The following is a 12,982-nucleotide window of genomic DNA, read 5'->3' on the forward strand; positions in this document are numbered from 1 at the left end:
GTGTTCCCTAGCGACTGAATTTCCGAAAAGCAAGCCAATCCGGCAAAAGTTTTGTCGCAGCTGCTTTCGACGGTGCCGATCAAAGGGGTGCTGAGATTCAGCTCAGTCCGGCTTCGGCTGAATATCAATACAGCTCAGGCAGGGCGGCGCAGGCCGTTGCGGGCCTGGTCGAGGCGGACCGGCTGGTCGGGGATGGTGACGGCGAAGGTGGTGCGGCCGCCGATCGATTCGACCAGTTCCACCGTGCCGCCATGGGCGCGGATCAGCTCGTGCGCGATGGCCAGGCCAAGGCCGGTGCCGCCGCTGCGGGCCGAGCCTCGAAACGCCGCGAACAGGTTTTCTCGCGCCTTCGCCGGCAGGCCGGGACCGGTGTCGGTGACAATGATGCGGCTTACGCTGCCTATGCGCTCGGCCGATACGGCGAGCCGGCGCACCAGCGCGCTCTCGGCGTCGGCCGCCATCGCCTGCACCGCGTTTCGGCACAGATTGGTGAGCACGCGAAACAGCTGGTCGGAATCGGCATCGACCTCGAAGGCGAGCTCGACGGCATTGACGAATTCGATGCCGTCCTCGATGTCGAGCAGGCCGTGGACGTCGTCGACCAGCTGGCGCAGCCGCAAGCGGCGGCGTGAGGGCGCCGGCTCCTGCGTGCGACCATAGTGGAGCACACCTTCGGAATAGGAGACGGCGCGGTCGAGCGCGCGCAACAGCTTTGGCGCGAAGGCCTGCACCGTCGGGTCCTTGACCAGGCGCAGGCGGTCCGACATCAGCTGCGCCGAGGCCAGGATGTTGCGCATGTCATGGTTGATCTTGGAGACGGCGAGGCCAAGATCGGCAAGATGCTTCTGCTCCGACAGCATCTTTTGCAGCCGTTCCTGCATCTGCGACAGTTCGCGCTCGGCAACGCCGATCTCGTCGGCACGGGCGGCCGGGTGGATGATGCGCCCTGGATCGTCGGGCGCCTCGGAGAAGGACAGCATCGAGCGCGTCATGGTGCGGATCGGGCCGATCATGATCAGGTCGATCGCGGCATAGACCAGCATTGCGGTGAACAGCGAGATCAGCAGCGAGACGAAGGCGACGTTGCGCGAATAGCGCAGCATGGCGTTGCGGAGGGAATAGTCGGGCATGATCAGCTCGAATTCCTTGTCGCTGTCGCCGACCGGGCCGAACACCCGCAGCATGCGCTTGCCGCCGAAGAACAGCGTATCCAGCGCCCCGGTCATGCCCTTGATCATGCCGACATTGGCGATGTCGATGTGCTCGTCGACCTGCGGCGGCATCTCGGCCACCACCAGCAGGCGCGATACGCCGCCGTCGCGCACCGCGATCGCCTTGGCGCCGATTGCCATCAGCACGTCGTTCTGGGCGGCGCGGGAGAGCGAATTGGGCTCGCCCTGCACCAGCACGATCGACACCGCGGCAGCGGTGCTTAGCCGCTCCTTCAGCCAGGCCAGGCGGTAGCTGGCGATCCAGGGCAGGAAAATGAGGACTTCGGCCAGGAGCACGAAGACAATGGTGAGCAAGAGCAGCTTGGTCGACAGGCCGCGCGCCAAGGGCACTGAACGATTGGGCACCGAACGGCTCGCAACCGGGCGAACGGTCGCCGGGCTGGCATCGGCTGTCGCCGGGCCGCTCCCTTCATCCGCTGATGCAACTTCGCTCATTAAGGCCTGTCTTCACAAACGCTTGATCGGTTGAGATTAGGTGATTGCGGCTTTTTTGCCAATTTCATCCTTCGTTGGACGATGGTGCCAGCAATAAAGATAGACTCGAACTGGGTGTTCGCGCCGCGACGAACGGGGTGTCGCGTCGTGACGAACTGGCAGTTCGCACTGCGACGAACTCATAGTTCGCGCTGCGACGAACTCATAGTTCGCGCTGGATTGACTCCCAAAACCCTTCTTTCTATAAGCCGCTCACGCTCGGGCCATTCGTCCCGGCGCGGTTTCGATCGCGCCAATGCCGGCCCGGCAAAGCTCCTGTTACACAGTGACAGAATCAAGAAGGGCCGCACCCCGCGGTATTAAAACAAATGAAGCGTACCTACCAACCGTCCAAACTCGTCCGCAAACGCCGGCACGGTTTCCGTGCTCGCATGGCCACCAAGGGTGGTCGCGGCGTCGTCGCAGCTCGCCGCAACCGCGGCCGCAAGCGGCTCAGCGCCTGAACGGAAGACGAGATCGTTGCCCGCAACCGGCAAGCCAGTGGGACCAAACCCCAAGCGGCTTCTGAAACGTGCGGAATTCCTGGCCGTCCGCCGCGGTGAAAAGCGGCGCGGGCGGCTTTTTCTCGTTGAAGTTCTCGACCGCAAAGACGGTCTGCCGCCGCGCGTCGGCTTCACCGTCACCAAGAAGGTCGGCAATGCGGTTGTCCGCAACCGCGTCAGGCGGCGGCTGAAAGAAGCCGTGCGCACCCATGCCGCAAGTGACATGGCGCCCGGCAATGACTATGTCATCGTCGGGCGTGAAGACGTGCTCACCATTCCGTTCGGCCAGTTGAAGGCCGAACTCTCCCGCCGTCTCAGCGGAACACGATAGGCCAAGGGCTTTCGATGGAAAACAACCGGAACTTCTACATCACCATCGTCTTGTCGGTGCTGATCCTCGGGCTGTGGCAATATTTCTATGTGCTGCCGCGCAGCGAACAGCAGCGCGAGGCGGCCCGCATCGAAGAGCAGCGGGCGGCGGAGCAGAAGAAGGCGGCCGAGGCCGCCAACCCCGGCGGCACGCCGGCGCCCGCAGCGCCCGGCGCCATTCCAAACGCGCCCGGCACCTATGTCACGACGCCGGAAGGCCGCGCGCAGGAAGTGGCCAAGACGGCCCGCGTCAACATCGACACGCCGAGTCTGTCGGGCTCGATCAACCTCACCGGCGCCCGCCTCGACGACCTAAAGCTCAAGCACTACACCGAGACGGTCGACAAGACATCGCCGCAGATCCAGCTGCTCAATCCGCAGGCGCTGCCCACCGGCTATTATGCCGAGATCGGCTTTGTCGGCAGCGACACGACCGGCACGGTGCCGGGCCCGGAAACGGTCTGGAGCGTCGACGGCAATGCGACACTGACGCCGGCGACGCCAGTGACGCTGACCTTCACCAACGACAAGGGCCTGACCTTCAAGCGCACGATCTCCGTCGACGGCGACTACATGTTCACCGTTTCCGATGCGGTGCAGAATTCAGGCTCGACCCCCGTCACGCTGTCCAATTACGGCCGCGTCATCCGTTTCGACAAGCCGGCCGTCGCCAGCTCCTATGTGCTGCATGAAGGCCTGATCGGCGTCACGGGAACCGAAGGCCTGCAGGAGCACAAATACGCCGACATCGAGAAGAACAAGCTCTATACGCCGAGCAAATCGACCGATGGCTGGCTTGGCATCACCGACAAATATTGGGCGGTCACCCTGGTGCCGACCGAGAAGCAGCCCTTCCAGCCGCACTATGCCTATTACGACAATGGCCGCCCGCGCTACCAGTCGGACTTCCTCACCGACCCGATCACCATTGCCGCCGGCCAGTCGGCGACGGTCGAGACCGAGATCTTCGCCGGCGCCAAGGAAGTCAACAAGATCAACGCCTACGCCCAGGATCGCCAGATCAGGCTGTTCGACCGGCTGATCGATTGGGGATGGTTCATCTGGATCACCAAGCCGATGTTCTACCTGATCGACACGCTGTACAAATTCTTCGGCAATTTCGGTCTGGCCATCCTTGCCACCACCGTCGTCGTCAAAACCCTCTTCTTCCCGCTCGCCAACAAATCCTATGCGTCGATGGCGAACATGAAGAAGGTGCAGCCCAAGATGCTCGAGATCCGCGAGAAATACGCGGACGACAAGATGAAGCAGCAACAGGCGATGATGGAGCTGTACAAGACCGAGAAGATCAATCCGCTCGCCGGCTGCTGGCCGGTGGCGCTGCAGATCCCGGTGTTCTTCTCGCTCTACAAGGTGCTCTACATCACCATCGAGATGCGGCACGCGCCGTTCTTCGGCTGGGTCCAGGATCTGGCCGCGCCCGATCCGACCTCGGTCTTCAACCTGTTCGGCCTGCTGCCCTTCGCGCCGCCGGCATTCCTGCCGCATATGGGCGCCTGGGCGGTGGTCATGGGCATCACCATGTTCCTGCAGATGCGCATGAACCCGACGCCGCCGGATCCGACGCAGGCGCAGATCTTCACCTGGATGCCGGTGATCTTCACCTTCATGATGGGCAGCTTCCCGGCCGGCCTCGTCATCTACTGGGCCTGGAACAACACGCTGTCGATCCTGCAGCAGGGCGTGATCATGAAGCGCCAGGGCGCCAAGATCGAATTGTGGGACAATCTGACGGCATTGTTCCGAAAGAAACCCTCGCCAGCTGAATAAACAGCGTGGCAATCAAAGCCCCGGCTCGTCCGGTGTTTTTTGTGGACGAGGCGCGCATCACGTTCCCGTGAGGCGCGAAACTTGCGGCGTGCAACCGGCGTGGCTGCTGCTTGTACCGCCAAGGCCGATCAACACCGATCAGCTCTAATCCGAAGACCGCTGTTTTTGATCCGTGACCCCGTCATGTCCATCGCGGGGATGCGGCGCGTGGAATGGGCATTCGCCTTTAAATATTTGTTATCATTATCCTTTTTTACTCTGCACCGAAACTTTCCCGCAATCGCCGCGTAACTCTTCCCGACAATCGAATCAACAATTGTCGCACCAGAAGGGTTCTCCAATGGCAAAGTCCATCCTCAAGGCATTCTGCTTTTCCGCCGGCCTGGCTCTATCGGGCCTCGCAGCTACGACGGCCTATACGCTCGCCAATCCCGCCGTTGGCGGCGCTGCGATGCTGACCTCGAAGAACATCGTCGAGAACGCCCTCAACTCGCCGATCCACAAGACGCTGGTTGCCGCCGTCAAGGCCGCCGGCCTGGTCGACACGCTGGAAAGCGCGGGACCCTTCACGGTGTTTGCGCCGACCGATTCCGCCTTCAAGAAACTGCCGGCCGGCACCGTCGCCACGCTGGTGAAGCCCGAAAATAAGGACAAGCTGACCAAGATCCTGACCGCCCATGTCGTGGCCGGCAAGATCTCGGCCAAGGATATGATGACCAAGGCCAAGGCGATGGGTGGCAAGTATGAAATGAAGACCGTCAGCGGCGACACGCTGATCGCCGAGGTAAAAAAAGGCGCGCTTTATATCGTCGACGAATCCGGCGGCGCCGCCAAGGTAACGGTCGCCGACGTCAACCAGTCGAACGGCGTCATCCACGTCGTCAACAAGGTGCTGTTGCCGAAGTAACGGCTTTACGCAACGGGGAATGACGGCGGGCTGCGACGGGCTTTCTCGGTCTGCCTTCCCCACCTCACGAGGAGGTGCCATTCTTTTGAAGCCGTCTTCGACACCACCGGGGTCCTGCTTGTCCTTCGCAGGGCCCCGTTTTTTTTGTTTCAGGGCGCCTTAGCCGACGGCGGCGGTCGACCTGATCGTGATCTGCCGCGGCACGAACTGAACATCGAAGCCCAGCAGGGCTCGCTCATCGGGCGATTGGTGCTATAGGGCGGATCACGCCATCTCGAATGGCGGCTTTAATTTGCGCCACTCTCGACGGATCTCGCCATGGACGGACCCAACCCAGACATCAAACACCCGATCCCGATGCACACCCGCGTCGGCTTCCTCAAGCCCCTGGTCACCGCGCCGAATATCGAGATCGGCGAGTTCACCTACTATGACGATCCTGACGGACCGGACAAATTCGCCGAGCGGTGCGTGCTGCATCATTATCCCTTCATCGGCGACAAGCTGATCATCGGCAAGTTCTGCGCCATCGCCGAGGGCGCGCGCTTCATCATGAACGGCGCCAACCATGCCATGTCCGGCTTTTCCACCTATCCGTTCAACATTTTCGGCCATGGCTGGGAGCAAGGCTTCGACCCGAAGACGTGGTCGCAGGAACTGCGCGGCGACACGGTGGTCGGCAATGATGTATGGATCGGCATGGATGCGGTGATCATGCCCGGCGTGTCGGTCGGCAATGGCGCCATCGTGGCGGCGAAATCGGTGGTGACGCATGACGTGCCGGCCTATGCGATCGTCGCCGGCAATGCGGCAAAGGTGGTGAAGATGCGTTTCGACGACAGGACGGTCAGGCGGCTGCTTTCCGTGGCGTGGTGGAACTGGCCGGTGGACAAGATCGGCCGCAACCTCAACGCCATTCGGGGCGCCGATATTTCCAGGCTGGAGGCAGCGATTTGAACGCGCTGGGCAACACCGTCATCGGAACCGACCTGTTCACCAAGGGGTGGATCTTCATCCGCGGCGTGCCGGCGATGAAGTTCCTGCCGCCGGAGGGGCCGCCGGAGATCGCCTTTGCCGGCCGCTCCAATGTCGGCAAGTCGTCGCTGATCAATGCGCTGGTCGGCCATAACGGGCTGGCGCGCACCTCCAACACGCCGGGGCGCACGCAGGAGCTCAACTATTTCGTGCCGGGCGGGTTTTCCGGCGAAGGCACCGACTTGCCGCCAATGGCGCTGGTCGACATGCCGGGCTACGGCTATGCCAGCGCGCCGAAGGAAAAGGTGGACGATTGGACCAAGCTGGTCTTCGACTATCTCAAGGGCCGCGTGACGCTGAAGCGGGTCTATGTGCTGATCGATTCCCGCCATGGCATCAAAGCCAAGGACGACGAAGTGCTGTCGCTGCTCGACAAGGCGGCGGTGTCCTACCAGATCGTGCTGACCAAGACCGACAAGATCAAGGCCGCCGGCGTGCCGCAGCTGATCGAAGAGACATTACTGAAGATCAAGAAGCGGCCGGCGGCGTTTCCGTTCGTGCTCGCCACGTCGTCGGAAAAGGGCGAGGGTCTGGACGAACTGCGCGCGGCGATCGTGCTGGCGGCCAATGGCGGTTAAAAGCAACTCCGGGAAAAGTGTGAAGCGGTTTTTCGTCCGGAGTTGCGAAAAAAGACCTTTGGCTAACTAGGCCTTTGCCTTGGACTTCGCCTCGAGCGCGATCATCTGGTGGCTTTCTTCCTCGGCAAGCTTTTCAGTGCCGTAGGACTTCAGGAACAGGCTGACGCCCGACCGCACGATGTGGTCGATTTCATCCTGGCTCGGCGCCTTGGTGCGGTAGGCGAAGATGCACTGGCGAAACAGGCCGGCGAGGCACAGTTCGGTGAATTGATAGGCGGCAAGATCGACATCATCGATCTTGAGCAGGCCGCGTTCGATGGCTGCATTGAGGAACTTGACCACCTTGTCGTGGCCGCGTTTGGGGCCACGTTCGTAAAACCGCGCGCCCATGTCCGGTATCCTGTCGGAGGCGCCGATCACGGTGCGTTGCGCCTGGATGACCTTGGCCGAGGTGATCTTCATCGACAGCACCTTGCCGAATTTCACCAGCGTCTGGCGCAGATCGTCGGCGCGGTCGAGCATGTCGTACATGTTCTTGAAGATGGTGCCGCGCTCTTCCTCGATCAGTGCCTCGAACAGCTCTTCCTTGTTGGCGAAGTAGACATAGATCGTGCCCTTGGAGACGCCGGCCTCGCGGGTAATGTCGTTCATCGACGCCGCTTCGAAGCCCTTGTCGATGAACACGCGCCGCGCGCCTTCGATGATCTGGCTGCGCTTGACCGGATCCTGGCCCGCCGCCGGGCGGCCGCGACGCGCACTATCCAGCACATCGCACGGATCATTTTCGACGTCGGGTAACGTGTCGGCCATTAAAGTCACACCTCGCGAAATAATTCGAACCGAGCGGTTCGATTGCTCTTGATATGGGCCTGCTTTAGCGCTATGTCAACGTTCGCATCGAACCGAACGGTTCAGTATAGCACATTTTCCTTATGTAGCTACGGTAGCGAGATATCATGTCCTCGAACACGCCAACCACCGCCGAAGTCCGCCCCTTTCCCAACGCCAAGGTCTCGCCGGCTATCGAAGCGCCGGAAGCGCCGATCAAGCCTGCCGCCGAAGTTTTGGCCGAGGTGCCGGCCAAGAAGAAGCGGTCGGCTCGCTCGTTCATGCTGCCGATCATCGGCCTCGCTCTGCTCAGCGCCGGCGCCTGGTATGGCTATAATTACTGGACGGACGGCCGGTTCCTGATCTCGACCGACGACGCCTATGTCCAGGCCGACATGTCGTTCGTCTCGCCGAAGATTTCCGGCTATGTCGATCAAGTCAAGGTCTCGGAGAACCAGCAGGTCAAGGCTGGCGATCCGCTGCTGACGATCGACGACGGCGACTACAGAATAGCCGTTGCCCAGGCGGAGGCGCAGATCGCCACGCTGGCCAAGACGCTCGACCGTATCGACGCGCAGACGAAGGCGGCGCAAGCTTCGCTGCAACAGGCGCAGGCGCAGAAGGTCGCCGACCAGGCGGCAGCCGACAACGCCGCTCGCGCCCAGCAGCGCGCCGCGCAACTGGTCAAGACGCATGTCGGCACACAGGCGCAACTGGACGATGCCCAGACCGCTCTCGACCAGGCCAATGCAGCCCTCGTCGGCGCCGACGCGCAGATTGCAGCCGCACAGGCCAATATCGGCGTGTTCGAAGCGCAGCGCGCCGAATCGGCCAGCACGCTGGCTTCGCTGCGGCTGAACCGCGACAAGGCCGCGCGCGATCTGTCCTTCACCGTGCTCAAGGCGCCTTATGACGGCGTCGTCGGCAACCGCTCGGTCGAGCAGGGCGACCTCGTCAGCCCCGGCCAGAAGCTCGCCGTCGTGGTGCCGCTGGACAAGCTCTACATCGTTGCCAACTTCAAGGAGACGCAGCTGGCCAAGCTGGTGCCCGGTGAGAAGGTGCGGGTCTCGGTCGACGCCACGGACGGCCATGATTTCGAAGGCACGGTGTCGTCGCTGGCGCCGGCTTCGGGTGCCGTGTTCTCGCTCCTGCCGCCGGAAAATGCCACCGGCAACTTCACCAAGGTGGTGCAGCGCATCCCGGTTCGCATCGACGTCCCGGCCGATGTGCTGAAGGCAGGCAGGCTGCGCGCCGGCCTGAGCGTCGTTGTCGCCGTCGACAGCCGCACGGCTCCGGCCGCGGCGAACTGAGCGAAAGCCGGGAGCAACGCCATGGCAACCGCAACCATAACAGCAGGAGCGGCGCCGGCCATGCCAGCGGTGCCGACGACCATCTCGACGCGCCGCCTCATCGCCTTCCTGGCGATGGTGTTCGGCATGTTCATGGCGATCCTCGACATCCAGATCGTCTCAGCCTCGCTGGCCGAGATCCAGGCCGGCCTCAGCGCCAGTTCCGACGAAATCCCATGGGTGCAGACCGCCTATCTGATCGCCGAAGTGGTGATGATCCCGCTGTCGGGCTTCCTCAGCCGGATGCTGTCGACGCGCGTGCTGTTTGCAGGCGCCGCGGCCGGCTTCACGGCGGCCAGCGCGCTGGCCGCGACCGCCACCAACATCGACCAGATGATCGTCTACCGAGCCATCCAGGGCTTTATCGGCGGCGGCATGATCCCGAGCGTTTTCGCCGCCGCCTTCACCATCTTCCCGCCGTCGCGCCGCGCCATGGTGTCGCCGATGATCGGCCTGGTGGCGACGCTGGCGCCGACCATCGGCCCGACCGTCGGCGGCTATATCAGCCATGCCATGTCGTGGCACTGGCTGTTCCTCATCAATGTCATTCCAGGCATTCTGGTGACGGTCACGACCTGGACCCTGATCGATTTCGACAAGCCCAATCTCGGCCTGTTCAGCAAGTTCGACTGGTGGGGCCTTGCCGGCATGGCGGCGTTTCTCGGCTGCATGGAATATGTGCTCGAGGAAGGTCCGAACCATGACTGGCTGCAGGAACAGGCCGTGTTCATCTGCGCCATCATCATGGTTGTCGGTGCGGCGCTGTTCTTCTGGCGTGCCTTCACCGCCGAGGAGCCGATCGTCGATCTCAGGGCCTTCACCAACGTCAATTTCGCCTTCGGTTCGCTGTTCTCCTTCGTCATCGGCATCGGCCTGTACGGTCTGACCTATCTCTACCCGGTGTTCCTCGGGCGCATCCGCGGCTACGATTCCATGATGATCGGCGAAGCCTTGTTCGTCAGCGGCCTGGCGATGTTCGTCACTGCGCCGATTTCCGGCATCCTGTCGAGCAAGATGGATTTGCGCATCATGATGATGATCGGGCTGTTCGGCTTCGCTGCCGGCACATGGTGGATGACGCATCTGACCGCCGACTGGGATTTCTGGGAATTGCTGATCCCGCAGATCCTGCGCGGCAGCTCGATGATGCTGTGCATGGTGCCGATCAACAACATTGCGCTCGGCACCTTGCCGCCGGACCGGCTGAAGAACGCGTCGGGCCTGTTCAACCTGACCCGCAACCTCGGCGGTGCGGTCGGCCTTGCCGTCATCAACACCGTGCTGATCGATCGCAGCGCCTTCCACTACGCCAGGCTGGCCGAGCATGTGGAATGGGGCAGTGCGGCGGCGCAGACCAAGCTGCAGAACATGACGCTCGACTTCCAGCAGACTCCCGGCCTCGACGCCACCAAGGCGGCGATCTCCAAACTGTCGGGCATGGTCCAGCAGCAGGCGTCGCTGCTGTCGTTCATGGATGTGTTCACCATGCTGACCGTGCTGTTCGCGACCATGGCGGTCTTCACCCTGGTCATCGCCAAGCCGGCGCCGCCCGCGGGCAGCGGCGGCGGAGGCCATTGAGCGCGCCGGACCCCCCGCCTGGCGCGCTCATGTGTGACCCCGGAAATCACCCCCGATTTCCGGGGTCACGCTTAAGCATCGATCGTTGTCAAGCTCCTTGGTCGAACACCCGGCGCGCTATGCTGCGGCAGGCGGCCCAAACCATTTGGTCAGCGAGTCGGTTAGCCCGGCTGCTTCAGGGCCGCCGACCCAGGCCACATAACCGTCAGGCCGGACCAGCACTGCGCGTGGGGCTTCGACTGCCCCCAGCACCGGAAGCTCCCATGCGCCATCGTAGCTGGCGTCGACCAGCTGAATCCGCTCCACCCACTGGCCGATACCAAAAGCGCCGGGCTCACCAAGATTAAGCAGCAGCGGCCGAGCGTCATGCAGCAGGGCGAAAACCGGCAGCGGACCGGCAGCGGTGACGAGGTCGAGATCCGGCGTGCGACGCCCCAGCAGCGGATGCCCCTCGCCAAGATCGTAGTGGATGTCCAGGCCGGACAACATGCCGGCAAAACGCTTGCGCGGTTCTTCCATGCCGAGAAGTTCCGACACTGTATCGCGCAGCGCCTTGGTGCGCTCGTCTTCGCGACGGAGCACGACCGACGCCATGGTGTTTTTCATCACACGCGCGGCAATCGGGTGGCGCTCTGCCTGGTAGCTGTCGAGCAGGCTTTCGGGCGCAGTTTTCCTGACCACCTGGGCGAGCTTCCAGCCCAGATTGACCGCGTCCTGCACGCCGGTCTGCAGCCCCTGTCCACCGTCCGGTGGATGCACGTGCGCGGCGTCGCCGGCCAGCAGCACCCGCCCCTTGCGGTATGCGGCTGCCTGCCGGGTCATGTCGGTGAAGCGGGCCAGCGATGTCGGATTGTGGACGCCATAATCGGTGCCGTAGACGGCAATGAGCGCCTCGCTGAGATCGCGCAAAGTTGGCTCGCCGCCAGCCCCGACCTCGCGCTCGGTCACCAGCACCCGTACCGTACCGTCTTCCAGTCTGCTGAGGCCGTGAATTCCGATGGCATCGCGGTGGATACCCCATTGCGGCTCTTCTGTTACCTCGATCTCGGCGATCAAATTGCTGGTTGTCGGCTCGGAACCGGGGAACTCTATGCCCCCGCCTTGCGCACGAGGCTTCTGCCGCCGTCGCAGCCGACAAGATAATCGGCACGAAGCGACCCGCCATCTGTCAGCGCGACATCGACGCCGCCTGCATCCTGCACAAAGCCTGTCACCTCGCGGCCACGGTAGACCGTGACGCCAAGTTCATCGACCCAGCAGGCAAGGATGCGCTCTATGTGCTTTTGCCACAGCGCCAGCCCGTAATTGTGGCGGGTGGGGAAGTCGCTGATGTCAAGCGAAACGCCGGCGAAGCCCGCGACCTGTGCGGTCTGGCCTTGCGACAGGAACCGATCGGCAATGCCGCGCTGGTCGAAGATCTCGATGGTGCGCGAATGCAGGCCGCCCGAGCGCGCGCCGGCGAGATCCTGGTTCTCGCGCCGCTCGACGATGGCGACATCGATGCCGGCCAGGGAAAGCTCGCCGGCCAGCATCAACCCGGTCGGGCCGCCGCCGGCGATCACCACGGAATGGGATATTCGCGGCCGGTCCGCATCAACACCGTCGGTCGATTTGGCGGTCGATTTGGGCTCGCCGTCGCGAGCCCGTGCTTTGGTTGGTTGCATAGATTCTGGCCCTCTCGTTAGGGCTGCGGAATCTACGCATAAAAAGCCGTCTGCCAATTCTTGAAGTTGACTGTTTTCGCCCCATTTCAAGAGATAGGAGGCGGTCGTCACGCCGGCTCCAAATCCCCACCCCGCTAAAAGACGCCGAACGGTCAGGCAGTTGCCGGCTTGAAGCTGAGCGCAACGCCGTTGATGCAGTGGCGCAGGCCGGTCGGCGCCGGGCCATCGTCGAAGACATGGCCGAGATGACCGCCGCAGCGGCGGCAATGAACCTCGGTGCGGGTCATGCCCAGCGAACGGTCCTCGGTCTTGCCGACGGCGTTGGCAATCTCTTGCCAGAAGCTCGGCCAGCCGGTGCCGGAATCGAACTTGGTCTCCGAGGAATAGACCGGCAGGTCGCAACCGGCGCAGGCGAAAATGCCTTTGCGGTGCTCGTTGAGCAGCGGGCTGGTGCCGGGATATTCGGTGCCTTCCTTGCGCAGCACATTGAAGGCTTCATCCGACAGGATGGCGTGCCACTCGGCGTCGGTCTTGGTGACCTCGAAGGTTTCGGCAGCTCTGGCGGACTGGGTTCCGCCCAAGCGTAGCGTTGCCAAGCCGCCGGCGACGGCCGCAAAGGCGACGCCACTCAAAAGCAAGTCGCGACGGTTCATGACGGAAATCCTCCTGCGGAT

Annotated in this window: 11 protein-coding genes and 1 pseudogene; 8 read left to right on the forward strand and 4 right to left on the reverse strand. The window is 62.8% G+C overall.

Annotated elements, in window-relative coordinates:
• Positions 1-134: 134 nt before the first annotated feature.
• Positions 135-1,667, reverse strand: coding sequence for an ATP-binding protein (locus NKH22_RS15950; protein ID WP_023672265.1), 1,533 nt, complete (start codon positions 1,665-1,667; stop codon positions 135-137).
• Positions 1,668-2,035: 368 nt separating this feature from the next.
• On the opposite strand from NKH22_RS15950, the gene rpmH reads away from it, so the two are divergent.
• The 6 genes from rpmH to yihA all read left to right on the forward strand — a co-directional run bounded on the left by rpmH (position 2,036) and on the right by yihA (position 6,889).
• A complete protein-coding gene (rpmH, locus tag NKH22_RS15955) occupies positions 2,036-2,170 on the forward strand; it encodes a 50S ribosomal protein L34 (RefSeq protein ID WP_008833937.1) in 135 nt (44 codons plus the stop codon).
• A gap of 16 nt (positions 2,171-2,186) precedes the next feature.
• Positions 2,187-2,540, forward strand: a complete 354-nt coding sequence (gene rnpA / locus NKH22_RS15960) for a ribonuclease P protein component (RefSeq protein WP_023736958.1) — start codon at positions 2,187-2,189, stop codon at positions 2,538-2,540.
• Between the two features lie 14 nt (positions 2,541-2,554).
• On the forward strand, positions 2,555-4,369 hold the full coding sequence (yidC, locus tag NKH22_RS15965; protein ID WP_023681359.1) for a membrane protein insertase YidC: 1,815 nt from the start codon (positions 2,555-2,557) through the stop codon (positions 4,367-4,369).
• Positions 4,370-4,709: 340 nt separating this feature from the next.
• Entirely contained in the window at positions 4,710-5,276 is a 567-nt protein-coding gene (locus NKH22_RS15970; protein WP_023673244.1) for a fasciclin domain-containing protein, read from the forward strand.
• A 318-nt stretch (positions 5,277-5,594) separates the two neighbouring features.
• Positions 5,595-6,233: a CatB-related O-acetyltransferase gene (locus tag NKH22_RS15975; protein ID WP_023681358.1), complete on the forward strand. Its 639-nt coding sequence runs from the start codon at positions 5,595-5,597 to the stop codon at positions 6,231-6,233.
• A complete protein-coding gene (gene yihA, locus NKH22_RS15980; protein ID WP_023673242.1) occupies positions 6,230-6,889 on the forward strand; it encodes a ribosome biogenesis GTP-binding protein YihA/YsxC in 660 nt (219 codons plus the stop codon). Before NKH22_RS15975 ends, yihA begins: the two co-directional genes overlap by 4 nt.
• A 66-nt stretch (positions 6,890-6,955) precedes the next feature.
• Here yihA and NKH22_RS15985 read toward each other — a convergent pair whose 3' ends face one another.
• Entirely contained in the window at positions 6,956-7,699 is a 744-nt protein-coding gene (locus NKH22_RS15985) for a TetR/AcrR family transcriptional regulator (RefSeq protein WP_023681357.1), read from the reverse strand.
• A 146-nt stretch (positions 7,700-7,845) separates the two neighbouring features.
• Here NKH22_RS15985 and NKH22_RS15990 point away from each other — a divergent pair, with 146 nt between their 5' ends.
• Positions 7,846-9,027 carry an HlyD family secretion protein gene (locus NKH22_RS15990; protein WP_023728102.1) on the forward strand — a complete coding sequence of 394 codons (1,182 nt, stop codon included), beginning with the start codon at positions 7,846-7,848 and terminating at the stop codon, positions 9,025-9,027.
• Between the two features lie 21 nt (positions 9,028-9,048).
• Entirely contained in the window at positions 9,049-10,644 is a 1,596-nt protein-coding gene (locus NKH22_RS15995) for a DHA2 family efflux MFS transporter permease subunit (RefSeq protein WP_023744900.1), read from the forward strand.
• 117 nt (positions 10,645-10,761) lie between these two features.
• Here the strand turns inward: NKH22_RS15995 and NKH22_RS16000 are convergent.
• Positions 10,762-12,176: pseudogene (locus NKH22_RS16000) on the reverse strand (FAD-dependent monooxygenase).
• A gap of 284 nt (positions 12,177-12,460) precedes the next feature.
• Positions 12,461-12,961 (reverse strand): peptide-methionine (R)-S-oxide reductase MsrB, encoded by a 501-nt coding sequence (msrB, locus tag NKH22_RS16005; RefSeq protein ID WP_352910063.1) that lies wholly within the window; start codon positions 12,959-12,961, stop codon positions 12,461-12,463.
• Between the last annotated feature and the right edge of the window lie 21 nt (positions 12,962-12,982).

The organism is Mesorhizobium sp. M1252, assembly GCF_040318265.1.
Lineage (GTDB): Bacteria > Pseudomonadota > Alphaproteobacteria > Rhizobiales > Rhizobiaceae > Mesorhizobium.